Annotated in this window: 17 protein-coding genes and 1 pseudogene; 2 read left to right on the forward strand and 16 right to left on the reverse strand. The window is 39.0% G+C overall.

Annotated features, from left to right (window positions below):
• Positions 1 to 242: 242 nt before the first annotated feature.
• The 6 genes from LKD41_RS02800 to LKD41_RS02825 form a co-directional block, all read right to left on the reverse strand.
• Positions 243 to 1,286 carry an electron transfer flavoprotein subunit alpha/FixB family protein gene (locus LKD41_RS02800; protein WP_117699200.1) on the reverse strand — a complete coding sequence of 348 codons (1,044 nt, stop codon included), beginning with the start codon at positions 1,284 to 1,286 and terminating at the stop codon, positions 243 to 245.
• A gap of 27 nt (positions 1,287 to 1,313) precedes the next feature.
• Positions 1,314 to 2,096, reverse strand: coding sequence for an electron transfer flavoprotein subunit beta/FixA family protein (locus LKD41_RS02805; RefSeq protein WP_022244337.1), 783 nt, complete (start codon positions 2,094 to 2,096; stop codon positions 1,314 to 1,316).
• Positions 2,097 to 2,177: 81 nt separating this feature from the next.
• Positions 2,178 to 3,332 carry an acyl-CoA dehydrogenase gene (locus LKD41_RS02810; RefSeq protein WP_022244336.1) on the reverse strand — a complete coding sequence of 385 codons (1,155 nt, stop codon included), beginning with the start codon at positions 3,330 to 3,332 and terminating at the stop codon, positions 2,178 to 2,180.
• A gap of 27 nt (positions 3,333 to 3,359) precedes the next feature.
• Entirely contained in the window at positions 3,360 to 4,232 is an 873-nt protein-coding gene (locus tag LKD41_RS02815) for a 3-hydroxyacyl-CoA dehydrogenase family protein (protein ID WP_022244335.1), read from the reverse strand.
• A gap of 131 nt (positions 4,233 to 4,363) precedes the next feature.
• Complete coding sequence (locus LKD41_RS02820; RefSeq protein ID WP_117841801.1) at positions 4,364 to 5,548, reverse strand: acetyl-CoA C-acetyltransferase; 1,185 nt, start codon at positions 5,546 to 5,548, stop codon at positions 4,364 to 4,366.
• A 176-nt stretch (positions 5,549 to 5,724) separates the two neighbouring features.
• Positions 5,725 to 6,975, reverse strand: a complete 1,251-nt coding sequence (locus LKD41_RS02825; RefSeq protein ID WP_227700325.1) for a cell wall hydrolase — start codon at positions 6,973 to 6,975, stop codon at positions 5,725 to 5,727.
• 192 nt (positions 6,976 to 7,167) lie between these two features.
• Here LKD41_RS02825 and LKD41_RS02830 point away from each other — a divergent pair, with 192 nt between their 5' ends.
• Positions 7,168 to 8,385, forward strand: coding sequence for an HD-GYP domain-containing protein (locus tag LKD41_RS02830; protein WP_227700326.1), 1,218 nt, complete (start codon positions 7,168 to 7,170; stop codon positions 8,383 to 8,385).
• 127 nt (positions 8,386 to 8,512) lie between these two features.
• Here LKD41_RS02830 and LKD41_RS02835 read toward each other — a convergent pair whose 3' ends face one another.
• Genes LKD41_RS02835 through LKD41_RS02850 form a run of 4 tightly spaced genes read right to left on the reverse strand, consistent with a single transcriptional unit; the run spans position 8,513 to position 13,654 of the window.
• Complete coding sequence (locus LKD41_RS02835) at positions 8,513 to 9,343, reverse strand: AraC family transcriptional regulator (protein WP_227700327.1); 831 nt, start codon at positions 9,341 to 9,343, stop codon at positions 8,513 to 8,515.
• Between the two features lie 24 nt (positions 9,344 to 9,367).
• Positions 9,368 to 10,321: a beta-galactosidase small subunit gene (locus tag LKD41_RS02840; protein WP_227700328.1), complete on the reverse strand. Its 954-nt coding sequence runs from the start codon at positions 10,319 to 10,321 to the stop codon at positions 9,368 to 9,370.
• Positions 10,305 to 12,206 (reverse strand): glycoside hydrolase family 2 TIM barrel-domain containing protein, encoded by a 1,902-nt coding sequence (locus LKD41_RS02845; protein ID WP_227700329.1) that lies wholly within the window; start codon positions 12,204 to 12,206, stop codon positions 10,305 to 10,307. Before LKD41_RS02845 ends, LKD41_RS02840 begins: the two co-directional genes overlap by 17 nt.
• 47 nt (positions 12,207 to 12,253) lie before the next feature.
• Entirely contained in the window at positions 12,254 to 13,654 is a 1,401-nt protein-coding gene (locus tag LKD41_RS02850; RefSeq protein ID WP_227700330.1) for an MFS transporter, read from the reverse strand.
• A 217-nt stretch (positions 13,655 to 13,871) separates the two neighbouring features.
• Here LKD41_RS02850 and LKD41_RS02855 point away from each other — a divergent pair, with 217 nt between their 5' ends.
• Entirely contained in the window at positions 13,872 to 14,729 is an 858-nt protein-coding gene (locus tag LKD41_RS02855; protein ID WP_227700331.1) for a helix-turn-helix domain-containing protein, read from the forward strand.
• Positions 14,730 to 15,079: 350 nt separating this feature from the next.
• On the opposite strand, the gene LKD41_RS02860 is transcribed toward LKD41_RS02855, so the two are convergent.
• The 6 genes and pseudogenes from LKD41_RS02860 to LKD41_RS02885 form a co-directional block, all read right to left on the reverse strand.
• Entirely contained in the window at positions 15,080 to 15,757 is a 678-nt protein-coding gene (locus LKD41_RS02860; protein WP_227700332.1) for a PoNi-like cognate immunity protein, read from the reverse strand.
• A 38-nt stretch (positions 15,758 to 15,795) separates the two neighbouring features.
• A complete protein-coding gene (locus tag LKD41_RS02865; protein WP_227700333.1) occupies positions 15,796 to 16,272 on the reverse strand; it encodes a hypothetical protein in 477 nt (158 codons plus the stop codon).
• Between the two features lie 30 nt (positions 16,273 to 16,302).
• Positions 16,303 to 16,638, reverse strand: a complete 336-nt coding sequence (locus LKD41_RS02870; protein WP_227700334.1) for a hypothetical protein — start codon at positions 16,636 to 16,638, stop codon at positions 16,303 to 16,305.
• Positions 16,639 to 16,669: 31 nt separating this feature from the next.
• A pseudogene (locus LKD41_RS02875) lies at positions 16,670 to 17,005 on the reverse strand (DUF1911 domain-containing protein).
• A 36-nt stretch (positions 17,006 to 17,041) separates the two neighbouring features.
• Entirely contained in the window at positions 17,042 to 17,386 is a 345-nt protein-coding gene (locus LKD41_RS02880; protein ID WP_227700335.1) for a hypothetical protein, read from the reverse strand.
• A gap of 48 nt (positions 17,387 to 17,434) precedes the next feature.
• Positions 17,435 to 17,647, reverse strand: a complete 213-nt coding sequence (locus tag LKD41_RS02885) for a hypothetical protein (RefSeq protein WP_227700336.1) — start codon at positions 17,645 to 17,647, stop codon at positions 17,435 to 17,437.
• Between the last annotated feature and the right edge of the window lie 2 nt (positions 17,648 to 17,649).

The raw sequence follows: 17,649 nt of genomic DNA on the forward strand, positions 1-17,649 counted from the left end.
TGCCAAAACAGTTTCCTGCAAACCTTGTTTAGAATACCACTTTTTTCCACTGTATACAATGTTTGTATTCCAAAAAATACCTGCAGTTTAACTGCAGTTTAACTACAGGCAACATACTTTGCAAATTTCCCGCCAGGTGCATAAAAAAGGGCATCACACAAATCTTCCGGTTTGCATGACACCCTTTTATCACTCATCTTAAATGCGACTCATCCAAGATGAATATTACATCCATAAACGGATTATTTTGCAGCCATTTCCTCTTTTAATGCTTTTGTAAGAGCTGGAACGATTTTGTTTAAGTCTCCTACTAAACCGTAATCTGCAACGTCGAAGATTGGAGCATCTTCGTCTTTGTTGATTGCGATGATGAGATCAGAATCTTCCATACCTGCTACGTGCTGGATTGCTCCTGAAATACCGATTGCAAAGTAAATCTGAGGACGAACTGTCTTTCCTGTCTGACCTACCTGTAAGTCAACTGGAAGCCATCCATTCTCTACAACTGCACGGGAGCAGCTTACTGTTCCACCAAGAACTTCTGCTAAGTCCTCTAACAGTTTGAAGTTTTCTTTAGAACCAACTCCACGGCCACCGGATACTAAGATCTTAGCATCCATGATGTTTGCTGTATTCTTAACTTCTTTTACGATATCCATGATTTCAACATATCTGTTGTTTGGTGTAAATCCTGGATTGAACTCGATAACTTCTGCTTTTGCACCTTTGATTGGAGCAATTTTCTGCATAACGCCTGGACGTACAGTAGCCATCTGAGGACGGTTATCCGGACAAGCGATTGTTGCGATGGTATTTCCACCGAATGCAGGACGGGTCATCAGTAACTGATTGTGTTTCTGCTCCTGGTTTCCAACTGGATTGATTGGGAAATCACCAATCTCAAGAACAGTACAGTCAGCTGTCAGACCTGTTGCAACTCTTGCAGATACAGTAGGACCAAGGTCACGACCGATTGCTGTTGCACCAACTAACATAACTTCTGGTTTGAATTCGTTGATTACAGATGCTAATGCATGTGCATATGGCTCTGTTCTGTAGTTCTTCAGTTCCGGATCATCTACTACGATAACTTTATCAGCGCCGTACTCAGCAAGCTGATCTGCAAGACCTTTCACATCAGAACCAATTAATACTGCAGTTACTTCTGTATTTAAATCTTTTGCAAGTTCTTTGCCCTTTCCAAGTAACTCAAAAGCAACACCATTTAATGTGTTGTCTACCTGCTGTGCAAAGACAAATACTCCTTTATACTCTTCTAAACCCATTTTATTCACCACTTTTCCTTATTTTTATTAGATGATATGTTTCTCTTTGAATTTGCCAATTAAGTAAGATACTGCTTCGTCGGTATCGAGAGCAACCTTCTCGCCTGCACCTTTACGAACTTTGTCAGATGCTTTTGCGATTTTGGTCGGTGAACCTTTCAGGCCAAGGTTAGAATCATCTACGTCTTTAAGGTCAGCTCTGCCCCATACAGTTACTTCTTTGTCAAATGCATCGAAGATTCCGCCTGGAGTCATGTAACGCGGCTCGTTTAATTCAGATAATGCTGTAACCAAGCAAGGCATTTTTGCTTTTAATACATGATATCCATCTTCAAACTGACGCTCAACGATTACGCTGTCACCTTCTACTTTGATATCCTGTGCATAGGAAATAACCGGAAGTCCAAGATGCTCTGCGATCTGAGGACCAACCTGTGCGGTATCTCCATCGATAGCCTGACGGCCTGTGATAATTAAATCATAGTCAAGGTTTCTTAATGCACCAGCGATTGTAGTAGAAGTAGCCCAGGTATCTGCACCACCTAATACACGGTCTGTTACAAGGATTCCCTTGTCAGCTCCCATTGCCATTGCTTCACGAAGAACTTCATCAGCCTTTGGAAGTCCCATGGTAAGTACAGTAACTTCTGCACCGTACTGATCTTTTAATCTTAATGCTGCTTCCAGACCTGCTTTGTCATCTGGGTTCATGATAGTGAGCATTGCAGCTCTATCCAAAGTACCATCCGGATTAAATTTTACTCCGCCTTTTGTATCTGGTACCTGTTTTACACATACAACTATTTTCACGGTATATTCACTCCTTATATTTTTAATTTGTGTGCGCCATGATTTTTCGTTTAAAATCCTTTTGCGCCGATCTGTCAGAAACTATTTTAATAATGCGCCAGAAATAACCATTCTCTGAACTTCGCTTGTTCCTTCGTAGATCTCTGTAATCTTAGCATCACGCATCATACGCTCTACATCGTATTCTCTGATGTATCCGTATCCACCGAATAACTGAACTACTTCTGTAGTAACTGCCATTGCGGTTTCTGCTGCGAATAATTTTGCTTTTGCTGCTTCTACAGAATATACCTTCTGTGTTGCTTTAGCCATAGCAGCTTTGTAAACCAGCATCTGAGCTGCTTCAATTCTGGTTGCCATATCAGCAAGCTTGAACTGGGTATTCTGCTGCTGAGCGATAGAACGACCAAACTGTTTTCTTTCTTTGGTGTATGCAACTGCTCTGTCTAATGCACCTTCTGCAATACCAAGTGCCTGAGCTGCGATACCGATACGTCCGCCATCCAGAGTATGCATAGCGATTGGGAATCCTTTTCCTTCCGGTCCTAACAGATTTTCCTTTGGAATTCTGCAGTCTTCGAAGATTAACTCGTATGTAGATGATCCACGGATACCCATTTTCTTTTCTTTTGTTCCGAAGGAGAATCCAGGAGCTCCCTTGTCCACGATGAATGCAGAGAAGTTCTTCTTCTTTCTTCCTCTCTTATCTTCGGTAACACTTGTGATTGCGATTACGATATAAACGTCTGCAACTTTACCGTTTGTAATAAAGCATTTAGATCCGTTTAATACCCACTCATCACCATCTAATACAGCCTTGGTCTGTGCTCCCTGGGCATCTGTACCAGCACCAGGCTCTGTTAATGCGAATGCACCAAGCTTCTCACCTGTTGCAAGTGGTTTTACATATTTCTGTTTCTGCTCTTCTGTACCGTAAGTCATAATTGGGTCGATGCAAAGAGAAGTATGTGCAGATACGATAACACCTGTTGTACCACAAACTTTAGATAACTCTTCTACACACATAACATAGGTTAATGGGTCACATCCCTGTCCGCCGTACTCCTTTGGTACCGGAATTCCCATGAAACCAAATTTTGCCATTTTATCAACTGTTCCCTGTGGGAATACTTCTGTCTCATCAACTTCCTGAGCCAGAGGTTTTACTTCGTTTTCTGCGAAATCTCTGAACAGAGTTCTCGCCATTTCATGTTTCTTATCTAAACTGAAATCCATGTTCTGAAATCCTCCATAAATTTTATTTTACTGAGCGTCAACCGGGGTCTTTGTACGGTCAGCGTTGTATACATAGAATCCTTTTCCGCTCTTAGCGCCGAGGTTACCACCACGAACCATTTTACGGATTAATGGACATGCACGATATTTGCTGTCGCCTGTCTCGTTGTAAAGTACATCCATGATTGCAAGGCAGATGTCAAGACCAATGAAGTCACCTAACTCAAGAGGTCCCATTGGATGATTTGCGCCAAGCTTCATAGCTGCGTCGATACCTGCGATATCAGATACACCTTCCATTTTGATAAATGCAGCTTCGTTAATCATTGGGATTAAGATACGGTTTACTACGAAACCTGCAGCTTCATTTACCTGTACCGGAGTTTTTCCGATTTCTACAGAGATTTTCTTAATAGCTTCTACTGTTTCAGCAGGAGTATTTACACCAGCGATAACTTCGATTAATTTCATTCTGTCTGCCGGGTTGAAGAAATGCATACCTACCATTGGACGGGTAAGACCATTTCCGATTTCTGTAATAGAAAGACTGGATGTATTAGAAGCAAAGATACATTCTGGTTTAGCAATCTTATCAAGCTCCTGGAATGTTGTCTTCTTAACGCCCATATCTTCGAATGCTGCTTCTACGATTAAATCGCAGTCTGCGCAAAGATTCTCTTTTAAACCTGGTGTAATTTTAGCAAGGATTCCGTCAACAGTTTCCTGTGTCATTTTTCCTTTTTCTACCAGTCTTGCATATCCTTTTGCGATTTTCTCTTTTCCGCCATCAGCCCATTCCTGCTTGATGTCGCAAAGAGCTACTTCATATCCTTCTACCTGAGCAAATGCTTTTGCAATGCCCTGTCCCATGGTACCTGCACCAATAACGCCAACTTTCATGTTAGTCCTCCTTAAAAATTATGTATTATATTTACCCGAAAACGAAAGCCTTCTGGGTTATAACTTGCAACGCAAGACCCGAGAAGCGTTTTGCACTTCCCGGGTATATTTACTTATTCAGAAAGAGTGAATTAGTCTCTCTCAACGATTGTTGAGCAGCCCATTCCACCACCGATACACAGAGTAGCAAGACCTTTCTTAGCGTCTCTCTTCTGCATCTCATGAAGCAATGTAACTAAGATACGGCATCCAGATGCTCCAACAGGATGTCCAAGTGCGATTGCACCACCGTTTACGTTTACCTTAGACATATCAAATCCAAGATCTCTTGCAACTGCGATTGACTGAGCAGCGAATGCTTCGTTTGCCTCGATTAAGTCGAAATCATCGATAGACATTCCGGTTCTTGCAAGAACTTTCTTTGTAGAAGCAACAGGTCCAACACCCATGATTTCCGGCTCAACTCCGCCAAGTGCTCCTGCAACCCATGTAGCCATTGGTTTAACACCAAGCTCTTTTGCTTTTTCTTCGCTCATAACAACGATTGCTGCTGCACCATCGTTGATACCGGAAGCATTACCTGCTGTAACAAGTCCACCCTCTTTACCAGAGCAGCATCTTAATTTGCTTAATGACTCAGCAGTTGTGCCTGGACGTGGTCCCTCATCTGTATCAAACATAACAGTTTCTTTCTTAACCTTAACAGGTACAGGAACGATTTCGTCTTTGAATCTGCCTTCAGCAATTGCCTTTTCACATTTCTGCTGGCTGTTTGCTGAGAACTCGTCTAACTCTTCACGGGTAATTCCGTATTTGTCACATACGTTCTCTGCTGTAATCATCATATGATAATGATTAAATGCGTCTGTTAATGCATCATTTACCATGGTATCGATAATTGTTGCATTGTTCATACGATATCCAAAACGAGCTTTTGTCATAGCGTAAGGTGCCATAGACATGTTCTCCATACCACCTGCAACAACGATGTCTGCCTGACCAGCCATAATCATGTTTGCAGCTTCGTTTACACATTTCAAACCAGAACCACAAACTACGTTTAATGTAAATGCAGGAACCTCGATTGGTAAACCTGCTTTGATAGAAGCCTGACGTGCAACGTTCTGTCCCTGTGCTGCCTGGATTACACATCCCATCATTACCTCATCAACCTGTTCTGGTTTAACACCAGCTCTGTTTAATGCTTCTTTGATTACGATTGCGCCTAAATCTGCGGCTGGAGTATTGCTTAAAGCTCCTCCCATTTTACCGATTGCGGTACGACATGCGCCTGCTAAAACTACTTTCTGTGCCATTTTCTCGTCTCCTTCTGAATTAAATTTGCCTTTTACTATTGTTATTTTTTTAACAATCTTTTGTAAAAAAAATAAAAGAAAGCCTTTCCGGCTCTTTCCCGACAATCTGATGTTATCATAGAAAGGGGATTTTTGCAAGTGAAACTTGCTTTATTGAGCCGGATTTTCAGCTTTCCTTAATAAAATACATGGTTTCCGATTACAGTTCCATTAATCAGTCCGTTGTTTCTGCGGAAATATAAGCAATTTAAGGTTCTTGTGCCTGCTAATACTTCTGTGGCAGCCTGCACACAGGACGCATCTGTCCCGGATGAAAGCACTACTGCGAAACGACCGCTGGCTACCGGTGAGAACTGCCCGCTCTGATAGATGACACCTACCACGGTATCCGGGAAATAACTGCTGTCCACACGGTTCATGACCACGCTTCCAACGGCAAGCTTCCCTTCATAGCTTTCGCCGCCTGCTTCGCACTGGATCAGTGCTGCCAGCATGGCAACATCACTGGCATTCACTGTCCCGCCACCGGAAGCATCACTTCCTGTGGTATTATCCCCGGTGGATGTCCCATCCGGATTTGCATTATTATCTGAAGCAGCTGGCTGCTGACTGTTAATAAGTTCCTCTTCCTGACGCTTAATCTCCTCCTGACGGGCAGCATCTTCTTTCGCCTTCTGTGCCTCTAATTCTTCCTCATAGGCTTTCTGTCTTGCGATTTCCGCATCTGTGTCTGCTATTTCCGTCTCTGCATCTGCTACATCCGACTTTGCTGCGCTTATTTTTTCCTGCTGGGCTGCCACCAGACTGTCTGCCTTGCTCTTCTGCTCCTGCTTCGTCTGTTCTGCCGCCAGCAGTTCTTCTTTTGCCGTCTCTAAATCTTCCTTCTGCTGTTTTAATTCAGCCAGTGTATCCTGATAATCAGAAAGCTCCTGCCTGTCATAATCATAAATGGATTTGGCATATTCCATCCGGTTTAAAAAATCCGAAAAAGAGCTTGCTCCAAGCAGCAGCTCCATGTAAGACTGATTGCCATTTTCGTACATATATTGTACTCTTTTCTTCATGGCTTCGTACTGGCTCTCAGAACGTGTTGTCAGCTCTGCAATCCGGCTTTCCGCTGCTTCAATCTCCACATTTTTCGCCGCAATTTCATCCTGGGTATCCGCCAGTTCGTTGCTGATTTCCTGCAATCCATTATTTAATTCCGTCAGTTCATCGGAAAGATTTATCTGATATTCTTTCAAGGAATCAAGCTGCGACTGCTGTTCCTCTCTCTGACGTTCCAGCTCTTCCACGCTGCTTCCGGTGTCCTTAGATGCCAGATCCACTCTTTCCTTGGTACCGGTGTCTGCCTGCACCGTCATCTGTATCATCAGAAACAGTATCAGCAATGCGGAAAACATACGTCGTTTACTGTTTTTCTTCATATCTTTATCCTCTTTTATGGATTTATCACGCCAATTGTTTTCTTCCTTTATTATAGACGGCATTCTTATGAAAATGCAACGAAAAACTACACTTCTTTTTCAATCCCAAGATTGTTTTTCCTCTCTGCTTGTGCTATATTTGAACTAGGAATTTTAACTGAGAAAAACATATTTTGTAAGGAGGTAACCGCTATGCTATTTATACGGACAGATGACTTAAAACCCGGCATGCGTCTTGCTAAACCTATCTATAATAAATTGGGCGTCATGCTTTATGACCGCGACACCAGACTGACCCGGCAGGGTATCGAAAGTATCCGGAATTTCGAGCTGATTGGTATTTATATTCTGGAGCCTGCCGAACCGGTTCCGCCATTATCCGACGAGGATATTGCTTTCGAACAGTTCCAGACCATTTCCATGTTCCAGCTTCGCGACTGCATGGATATGATTCGTAAAGGCAGACAGCCGGACAAGCTTCCAACGCTGGTCTCTTCGATTCTGTCCCAGTATGGCCGTCTTGACCACAAGCTGAACTTTGCGCAGAATTTAAGAAGCTCTGCGGATTATGTATACAAGCATTCCATCAGCGTTGCTATTCTGGTCGCCATGCTGACTCACCAGTTAAATATGCCGGATGATTTTCAGCAGACCTGTGTAACGGCTGCTCTGCTCTATGATTTTGGCTGGCTTTTAGTTCCGACCGAGCTTGCTGAAAAAACGGATCCTTTAACAGAAGAAGACGAAAAGAAAATCCTTGCCTGCCGTATCAAGAGCTTAGATTATCTGAATCCGCAGACTCACAGTATAAAGTTATCACCGGATGCTTTAAGAATCATTACCCAGTTTATTACACTCTCCGCTCCGGAAGAGGCTGCTGAGCCATCCAAGATTTTCCGCAGCAGCGGCACAAAACTTTTACAGGTTGCAGATGCCTTTGACCGGATGACCGCCATGAGCCTAACCAATGAGCCGATTTCCGAAATCGTTGCCATGAAATATTTGCAGGAGTTTCCGGAAAAATATGATACAAAGATTGTCCGTGCACTTTCTCTTTGCATCCACATTCTTCCGAGAGGTGCCTGTGTAGATTTATCCAATGGCGAAAAGGCGATGATTCTTGAAGATAACCCGGAGGATTATTCCAAACCTCTTATCTTACAGTTTACTAATAATGAAATCTTTGATTTGCGTGACCCGCACATCTATGACATTATCCAGATTCAGGATATCATGAAGACCATGGATAACCGGATTGCCATTGATGAAAATACTTTAAAGCATTTTACCTCAGACAAATATATCAAAGATGTAGCCGACCGGTTCCGCAAGCGCCAGAATCAGGCTGCCGCAACAGCCGCTGCCGAGCCGGCACCAAAGAAAAAGGCTGCAAGAAAGAAGCTGGTGTAGGATTCGACAATACAAAAAGGTCCATGTATGTTCAATCTAAAATATTGAACATACATGGTTTTCTTTTAACCACATATCCGATAACCAGATAATACTAATGCTCCAAAATTTTAATGCCACATTCCACTTACCTCTTCCCCCCTCTATCATTCACTACTACGCTTTTATTAATAAGTCCTCTCCTTTTTCTGTACTCTCTTGGTGTAATCTTGTATCTATCCTTAAAAACACGGTTAAAAGTTCTTTGACTTTCAAACCCACAATCAAGGCATATATTTGTAATGGAATCCATTGTGTTTTCCAGCGCAGTAACTGCATAATTTAACCGGACTCCATTCACATATTTACTAAAATTACAGTGAAAGGTTTTTGCAAACATTCTTGATAACACATATCTGCTTACGCACAAATCGTATGCCATTTTTTCAAGACTGATTTTCTCTCTAAAATTTTTAGCTACATATTCTACCGCATTATAAATGAGGTCATCACTCCCTACTGTGCTTTTATCAACCATTGGCATTTCCGCGAAAACATGGGCAAGAATCATCTGTACATAAGCCTGTATCAGCATGGGATTCCCCTCTGTTATTCCTGCCAGATATTTTATGGCATTTACTACATCAGGATGCACTTGCTCTTTTTTTACAACCGGATTCTTCGGGCTGTATATCTGCAACTCCTTGTAATAAGATGGAAACAGCGTTGGATCAAGATACAAGTATATTACCTTATTTTCTTTTTTCCCAAACACCTGATAATGATGTATTACATTCGGGAACACGATTGCAAAATCGCCCTCATCCATATGGTACAATTCTTGTCCAACTCCAAGCTCAATATCCCCATCTGTTACATACACTACCTCTATTGCTTCATGTAAATGTGGTGGAAAATGCACTGTTTTTTTCCACTCTGCCACTATTCCATCTATTCTGTTCTCATATACCAATAACACTCGCAAGCAACTCCTCAAACAAACTTAGCGGATAATGAAGGAATAGTGAATGTCTTTTTCTGCACTAATCCGATAATCATCTTCCACATCACTTCCCCAGCTATCAATTCCACCGACTCCTCTTACTGCACCATAGACACAAAGGACTGTTCTTCTTGCTGGAGGCAGTTCCTCATGGTGTGTTGCGTTTTCAACCTCTGATGCCGTATAAGGCAGACACGAAAAAGCAAATGTCTTGTCGTTTTTCTCTATTCGTAATGTCTGTGGTGAACTATCCATTCTGCTATTATCCAGACTTGTATGTCTTGTAATCTCCAACCACTCTGTATCCATTCTCATACCACATTCCTGTGGAACCAGATATGGTGTCAGGCTCAAATCTGATACCTCATAAATTCCTTTTTCTGCCCCTGCCTTTCTGTCCGGATAGGTTTCCCCCGATAATCCCTTGTACATATATTTATCTGCAAGTGTCGGCATAATAAACCTCATTCCGAATACCGGAAGTTCCGGCAGTCCCTTTACTCCTGTGTAATCCACATCCACCTTGATATTTCCAGTTACATCAATGGTATAAGATACAATGACTGTTGTGGCTGGATTGCTGACAGTCTCATAGGTATATTTCACAATTATTTCTCCGGCAGCTACATCACCGCCATAGCTGTTATTGTCCGGAGCATACTGCTTTTGCAGTTCACCATCCATAATAACTTCCGTTTTTTTACAGTCAATGAACATATCCGATGCGAGCCAGCTTCCACTTTTAATATGAAACCTGCTGCCTCTGTCATTATCTGTTAATGCTCTCCAAAAAGTAGGTCTTGGACAACGATACAACCATTCATAACCGTTTTTTACTACAGACTCCAGACCGCCCTGTGAATAAGAGAATATATAGTCAAACCCTTCTCCATGTACGCCAAGTGTATAATCTCCATATACAACTCTCAATTTATTCTTATCTGTATAAGCCATAGTAATACCTCACTTCCTGCATAGCTGGTTTTTCCTTACGGTCTGCAAATACAATTCCATTTCCTGAAAACTCATAATCAGAAGGCTTATCATCAAAGTCTCCGCCATAACGCAAAACTTCTTTTCCTGTCACTTCATCTTTCACGAGAAGTGCCTGATCAATGAAATCCCAGATAAATCCACCGTGGTACATCTCATACTTATCTATTAACTTCATATAAGTACCAAGTCCTCCCATCGAATTACCCATATCATGCATATACTCACACAAAAGATAAGGTTTCTTTGGATTATTATTTAAATATTCCTCCACTTCATAAGGCTTTGCATACATTCTGCTCTCTACATCTGATATGGTTTCCTCATAATTACGGTCATAGAAAGAACTTTCATAATGAACAAATCTGCCATCCTGCTTTTCCTTGAAGTAAGTATTCATTGCTTCTATGTCATCACCCGCATAAGATTCATTTCCTAAAGACCAGAAAAGAATTGCTGTGTGGTTTTTAAAAGTTTCAAAATTACTCCTAGCCCTGTCAACAACAGCCGCCCGCCATTGTGGAATAGAACAAGGTATGCTGCACGATGGTTCAATCGTACCAAGTTTCTGGAATGTTCCATGACTTTCCATATTCGTTTCTGCCATTACATAAATGCCTGCTTTATCACACAGGTAATACCACGGTATCTGATCCGGATAATGGCAGGTGCGTACTGCATTGATATTATTTCTAATCAGACAATCAATGTCTGCTGTCATTTCATCCATACTGATGCTTCTTCCTGTCTTTGCACTCCACTCATGACGGTTTACTCCGGTAATGACAAGACGTTTACCATTTAAATAGATTACCTTGTCAATCATTTCCAGTCTTCTGAAACCTATGTCATATGGAATTATCTCTAATATTTCTCCATCTTCGCCTCTAAGCTCTACATATGCGTGATACAGATATGGGCAGTGATTATCCCATGCCTTAACACTTCCAACCTCAGTATCCATCACTCCTACAAGACTTCCATCTTTTTCCTCTAAGATGATATTGTCCTCTGCCACCTGATTATTCTCCCGGTCTTTTAGCACAAAATGGGCAGCTACTTTCTTTCCTTCTGGAGCAGTTACTTTTATCTTTACCGATACCCTGCCGCTTGCATTATCCTTGTTTAGTGTCGGTTGAAACCATACATCTTCCAAATGCACCTCTGGCACTGCTTTTAAAGTTACATTTCTGAAAATTCCAAAAAAACGGAAAAAGTCCTGATCCTCCAAAAATGCTGCTGTACTCATTTTGTGAACCTGAACTGCCAGCACATTTCCTTTTTCTCTGATAAATGGTGTCAGATCAAATTCTGACGGTGTAAAACTATCCTCTGCATATCCTACAAACTGACCATTCAGCCACAGATACATCGCTTCTTCCACACCTTCAAAACAAATACGGATTTTCTTTTTACGCATTTGCTCACTCAGATCAAATCGTTTGATATAAGAGCCGACCGGATTATACTCTGCCTCAGAAAACATTCCTGCCTCGTCCCCGGTACTCCCCATACTATACGCACCCCTGTGATATTCTTTTCCCTCCCACGGATACATCGTATTGATATAGCGTATTTTGTCATAACCTGCCAGCTCAATATGTCCAGGAACCATAATCTTATTAAATGAAGATGCATCAAAATTTTCCTCATAGAAATTTTCCGGTCGGTCCATTACATTTTTACTAAAAGCAAACTCCCATTGTCCATTCAATGACTGTGTCAACGGATTTTCTGATTTTTCCATATCTGTATAATCCATATAGTAACAATGGTCACTATGTGCGTCCAACTGGTTTACACGGAACACTTCCGGATTGTCTAACCACTTCATATCAGCGTTCATAATAATCCTCCTCATATCTTTTCTTATTTTCTTTTTCTATATAGCCCCTAAAGCAAATTTCGAGAGGCTATCTTATTTACTGATTCAGCATATTTTTCTTTTAATTTCATATTTGCCCGTTCTACATTAAGAAACGAAAGAATGACTGCAATAACTATGTCAAATATAAATGGAAGCCACAGATACATAAAATACATCATATTGATACAACTATCCGGCTGAACCGCATTGTCAAGATTAATATATCCGCTTATATCAAGCAGCCAGCCTGAAAGTGCAACACCAATACCTCCACCGAGCTTTACACCTAACGAAGTACAGGAGAACATGGAACCATCAATCCGCTTTCCGCTCTTTAAATAAGTATATTCTGAACATTGTGCAATTACTGCACTCATATCTCCCTGCCAAGGTCCTTCTCCGAAGGATGTAAGAACTGTGAATAACAGCATTAATGGAACACTACCCAGATAACCTGCCACTGCAACCATCAAACGGCATACTGTAGCAAACATATAACTATACTTATTTAATTTATACATTCCTTTCATTTTTGAAACCAGTACAGGTGTAACAGCAAGTGCAATAATCAAAGGGATATTATTCGCCCATGAAAATATACCGAACAAATTCTTATTCAGTAATACATATGTCATAAAAAAGATTCCTACATTCACCATAGCTGCACGAAGCTGCTGAAGAATATAGATTACGCAAATCATTGAAAAATATTTATTACTAAAGAGAAGTTTTATTGTCTTCTTAAAAGAAAGTTTGTCATCTTCCTCTCCTGCTACTCTGTCATCTTTTAATTCTTCGTCCGGCAGTTCTTTTACTGAAAATACAGCAAGTGTATTGGTAATAATACCTATAATACAGTAAATAGCTGCGATAGTTCTCCATGCGGCCGCACCACCACCAAACATTTCTACTGCGCCAACAGTAGCAGACTGGATGACCAGATTTGTACCAAAAGAGAACATGAAACGGAAAGAACCCATCTGAACACGCTCTTTACTATTTTTTGTTACCAGTGATGTCAACGCTGCATACGCAATATTATTAGCAGTATAAAACACAGCATTAAGTAATGTATATGCTATAAAAAACCATGCATACTGTGCTGTTTTTCCAAGACTGGTCGGAATTGCAAATACACCAAACAGTGTGACAGCACAGCCAAAGAATCCATAGAACATCCACGGTCTTGCTTTTCCCATCCTACTCTTTGTACGGTCAATCATTGTACCGAAAAATATATCCGTAACTCCATCAAATAATTTTGATACTGCTATCAATGTGCCTACTATGCCCGAATTTAACCCAACTGTATTTGTCAGATAAATCATGACAAATGATGATAAAAAAGCATATACTACATTTCCTGCAATATCTCCCGTTCCGTAACCTACTTTGTTATACCATTTCAGGTATGTTTTTTCTTCCATGAGAATTTCTCCTTCCACAAGTACTTTTCCTTTTGCTTTGTTTTGCCCCACAGCTTTGTTATGGTTAGTATATAAAAAATAAGTACAAAATGACATATCATAAATTGGACAAAATATGCACAAAATGATAAAATTAATGAACATAAGGATTATATTGGACAGATTTTTAGCTATTTTTGACATACACTTTTTTATATTTCAATACAAGGAGGCACACATGTACACAAATAATGCATATCTCGATCACTCAACGATGGATAGAAAAGATAAATCCAAGCCGCTTGTTGTAACTATGTGTGGAACATATAAGTTATACACGCATCCTAAGCTACCTACCTGGAGGCCTCGTGGCAGACTCGATTTTCAGTTGATTTATATTGCTGCCGGAAAAGCGCATTTCCACTTTGGCCGCAATAGTGAAGATGAAACTATTGTTCATGCCGGACATATGATTTTATATCGTCCAAAGGAGCCTCAAAAATATGAATATTATGCAGAAGATCAAACTGAAGTCTACTGGGTTCATTTTACAGGCAGTGATGTAACAAATATATTACGCTCTTATGGATTGACCGATGACAAAAGGGTATTTTACTGTGGTTCTGGTCCCTCCTATCAAAATCTTTTTCGTACAATGATAAATGAATTGCAGATGTGTAAGGATAGTTATCAGGAAATGCTTGAAATGTATTTAAGACAGATATTTATAAAACTGCAACGACACTTTAATAACAGCATAAGGATAGATAATTCCCGTGCTGCTGAAACTATTGACATGGCTATTGCCTATTTTAATGAACATTATAGCGAATCAATCAGTATTGAAGAATACGCCAAAAAAATTCATGTAAGCACAAGCTGGTTTATACGCAACTTCAAACTTTATGTCGGCTCTACACCCATGCATTTCATTTTGCAAAAACGCATTTGTAATGCAGAAGCCCTGCTCTTGAATACGGAATATAACATAAATGAAATTGCACAAATTGTTGGTTATGATAATGCTTTATATTTCAGCCGCATATTCAAAAAAATAAAAGGCATATCTCCCTCAGAATATCGTAAAAATATATAAAAAACTGCAATGGGAAGAGAATTTACACACGCTCTGCCCATTGCAATTTTTGTCCAATTATTTTTTTATTTTGGCAAGTAATATACCCTTTCATGTTTTATAATGACAGCGTAAACAAAAAGGAGATGAACATCTATGAGAAACAAATTCCACAACTTTATTGAAAACTTACTTAGCTTTTATGCAGACTTTTTCACGCACAGATTTTACCCTATGTAATGTACAGTTGCCCCACAAACTCTACATTTATTTTCTTCATATTGAACTTTCAATGAACATAAGTCGTTTTCCCAAATATCAAATTTTTCTTTCTTTTGGATTCTCCACATTTCATTTTCTCCACGGAAATTTTATCTTTTATAATGAACCAAATCATATGGATAATATGGTACATCTTTCAAATTGCCGTCATCTAAATTTAATATTTTTGCAATAGCTCCTACTTCAAAACTCCAATAGCCATAATATATATTCTGGCTGCTTTTATGAGCCTCATAACAATCGCACTTCTCATTATACCAGTTCTCTTTCAAATACTTTGCCAGCAGCCTTGGTTTATCTGTTTCCTTTTCTTCAACTAATGCTTTCATCATTTGAAATCTGTCTGGAAATAAAAGTGGTAAATCCGGTTGTTCTTCGCCAATCAGAAAAAGTAACAGCCAGTCTTTTACCTCTTTTTCCTTCATTTTTCTTTTTGTTAATGCAATCAGATTTTCCTCTATTTCAAAAAGAACTGCAAGTGACAACATTTTCAAATTTTCATTATATGCATCTGGCGAGAAGAAAGACATTATCCATTCTTCATATATTTCCACAAAATCACTTCTTAAACAGGCTATGTTATCTCCCTTAGAATACCTTGCTATTATAATTCCAAGTTTAATACGAAAAATTCCCTGTTTTACCGGCACTATTCTTTCTTGCCTTACTTCTCCCCCATTTACTTTTTGGGTTAATTTTAAAATTCTGGCTGTATCTTCCGCTATGAATTCGTCGAAATATTGTTCACTTTTAATATAATCTCTCATTCCCTGATTTTCTCCATTTGGTATACACCACTGTATCATTAGATAACTTTATTTTCCATTAATGCTTTTTCTATTCGCTGCACCTTTTTCGCATCATCCAGAGTTTTCCACGCATGATGTGTCACATTGGGCATCTCCACACAAATAATTTTTTCCGGCTTAGCCATTAAATCTTCAAAATCATCCGCGGCGCAATAGATGCATTTTTTATGGTTCATTGCAAAGTCAATCTCACTTTCCTGTATCCTGTCACAAGTCATGCCAAATATATGATTAATTATATTTTGCAATTTTTCTTCTGAAAATTCTTTTTGATGCAAATTTAAAATGGATTTCACTTTATCAATAAAATCATTATAAACATCATCTTTCAACAAATTAATATATGCATAACTCATACCGTTATGAAATAGCACTAATCTCTCACCATATGAAAAATCTGATAAATAATAAAATTCATTAATTTTCCCACAATTTGTGCATTTAGCATCTTCTCTTCTTACTTTTATTTTCATATTCATCCTATAAAATATTTTTTTGCTTTATCACCAATTTGCTCGATACTTTTCATTTAAAACAGAATCCATATGATTATCAACCAAAAAGAAATATATTTCATCTAAAAACTTTTCTTTATCCTCTTTTTTAATAACAAAATGTTTATCAAATCGGTCGTTGCCTTCCATACGAACATCTTCTATTGATGCCAACTTTAAATCTTCTCCAAACTCCCATACCAACATAGGTATTGTCAAATTAAATCCCTTATAGTTGATATATATTTCATCATTCTCCATCAATTCAAAAACTTTTATCTTTAAATCAATGTTTCTGTTTACATATATTATATAATTCTCTTCCGTTAATTTATCCCACAACATATAAAACGCCTTTTATATCCTCTAATCCCGATTACATACTATTGCTTTTATAGTGAACCAAATCATATGGATAATATGGCATATCTTTCAGATTGCTGTCATCCAAATTTAATATTTTTGCAATAGCTCCTGCTTCAAAACTCCAATAGCCATAATATAATTTTTCTTTTGCTTTATGAATATCGTACCATCACATATTTTTATGTCCCACATACCAATATTTTCCCAAATATTCTTTTAATTTTTCAACTGTTTTTTCTCTATTTGCAACAATATCCGTCAACTTATCATATGGGAAGCCAAAGGAATAGTCTCCTTTCAGTTGTCCTATGTTTCCATTCATTTTATAATTAACAAAAAATTCCAATAAAGCATCTTTCCGATTATATTGAATTCTTTTATATTATCTCCAATGATGCGCTTTTAAGAATTTATCCGGAATTCTTAACTTCAGTTCTCTTTCTAATTCTTTAAAAAAGACAGCAAAATCAGCTTCTTCCCACCATTGTTGTGAGTTACTTAATGCCACTGTTCTTTCTCCATATAAAATGCAGCATCCAAATCTTCCTCTTTCATAGTTCAACCTTATTGGGAAATAATCATATGCTGTAAATTCCACGCTAAATGCTCGGTTATTCACATCATCATATATGTCCGAAATGCAAAAATCTTTAACCTTATCCCCCATTTTTTCTTTTGCCATTTTAGTAAAATTAATTGCCATTGTTTGTGTCTCATTAAATTCCATACCAATACCCTCCGTATTATTATCTACCAGCTACTTCTTTTGTGCTTATTATTTATGCTCTCTTATCATTGAATTAATGCCATTAAAAAAAGCATCCCGAACAATTTCTGTATAATTTTTGTAATTAGGATTATTTTTCATGAGCAAATCAAGCACTTCTTTAAGTTTTCCCTCTACAATAATTGTTATTCCCTGTACTTTCTCACCTGTTTTATCATTCTCGAATTCTTCATTTAAAATTGTAACTGTATTATTATCCATTC

Source organism: Roseburia sp. CLA-AA-H209, assembly GCF_020687575.1.
GTDB classification, from domain to species: Bacteria; Bacillota; Clostridia; order Lachnospirales; family Lachnospiraceae; genus Roseburia_C; species Roseburia_C amylophila.

Bases quoted from the DNA above. Each gene is read 5' to 3' on its own strand.
- LKD41_RS02830 (WP_227700326.1), top strand. From the start codon at position 7,168: ATGCTATTTATACGGACAGATGACTTAAAACCCGGCATGCGTCTTGCT.
- LKD41_RS02840 (WP_227700328.1), bottom strand. From the start codon at position 10,321: ATGGCTTATACAGATAAGAATAAATTGAGAGTTGTATATGGAGATTAT.
- LKD41_RS02845 (WP_227700329.1), bottom strand. From the start codon at position 12,206: ATGAACGCTGATATGAAGTGGTTAGACAATCCGGAAGTGTTCCGTGTA.
- LKD41_RS02865 (WP_227700333.1), bottom strand. From the start codon at position 16,272: ATGAAAATAAAAGTAAGAAGAGAAGATGCTAAATGCACAAATTGTGGG.
- LKD41_RS02880 (WP_227700335.1), bottom strand. From the start codon at position 17,386: ATGGAATTTAATGAGACACAAACAATGGCAATTAATTTTACTAAAATG.
- LKD41_RS02810 (WP_022244336.1), bottom strand. From the start codon at position 3,332: ATGGATTTCAGTTTAGATAAGAAACATGAAATGGCGAGAACTCTGTTC.
- LKD41_RS02850 (WP_227700330.1), bottom strand. From the start codon at position 13,654: ATGGAAGAAAAAACATACCTGAAATGGTATAACAAAGTAGGTTACGGA.
- LKD41_RS02820 (WP_117841801.1), bottom strand. From the start codon at position 5,548: ATGGCACAGAAAGTAGTTTTAGCAGGCGCATGTCGTACCGCAATCGGT.
- LKD41_RS02885 (WP_227700336.1), bottom strand. From the start codon at position 17,647: ATGGATAATAATACAGTTACAATTTTAAATGAAGAATTCGAGAATGAT.
- LKD41_RS02855 (WP_227700331.1), top strand. From the start codon at position 13,872: ATGTACACAAATAATGCATATCTCGATCACTCAACGATGGATAGAAAA.
- LKD41_RS02825 (WP_227700325.1), bottom strand. From the start codon at position 6,975: ATGAAGAAAAACAGTAAACGACGTATGTTTTCCGCATTGCTGATACTG.
- LKD41_RS02815 (WP_022244335.1), bottom strand. From the start codon at position 4,232: ATGAAAGTTGGCGTTATTGGTGCAGGTACCATGGGACAGGGCATTGCA.
- LKD41_RS02800 (WP_117699200.1), bottom strand. From the start codon at position 1,286: ATGGGTTTAGAAGAGTATAAAGGAGTATTTGTCTTTGCACAGCAGGTA.
- LKD41_RS02860 (WP_227700332.1), bottom strand. From the start codon at position 15,757: ATGAGAGATTATATTAAAAGTGAACAATATTTCGACGAATTCATAGCG.
- LKD41_RS02870 (WP_227700334.1), bottom strand. From the start codon at position 16,638: ATGTTGTGGGATAAATTAACGGAAGAGAATTATATAATATATGTAAAC.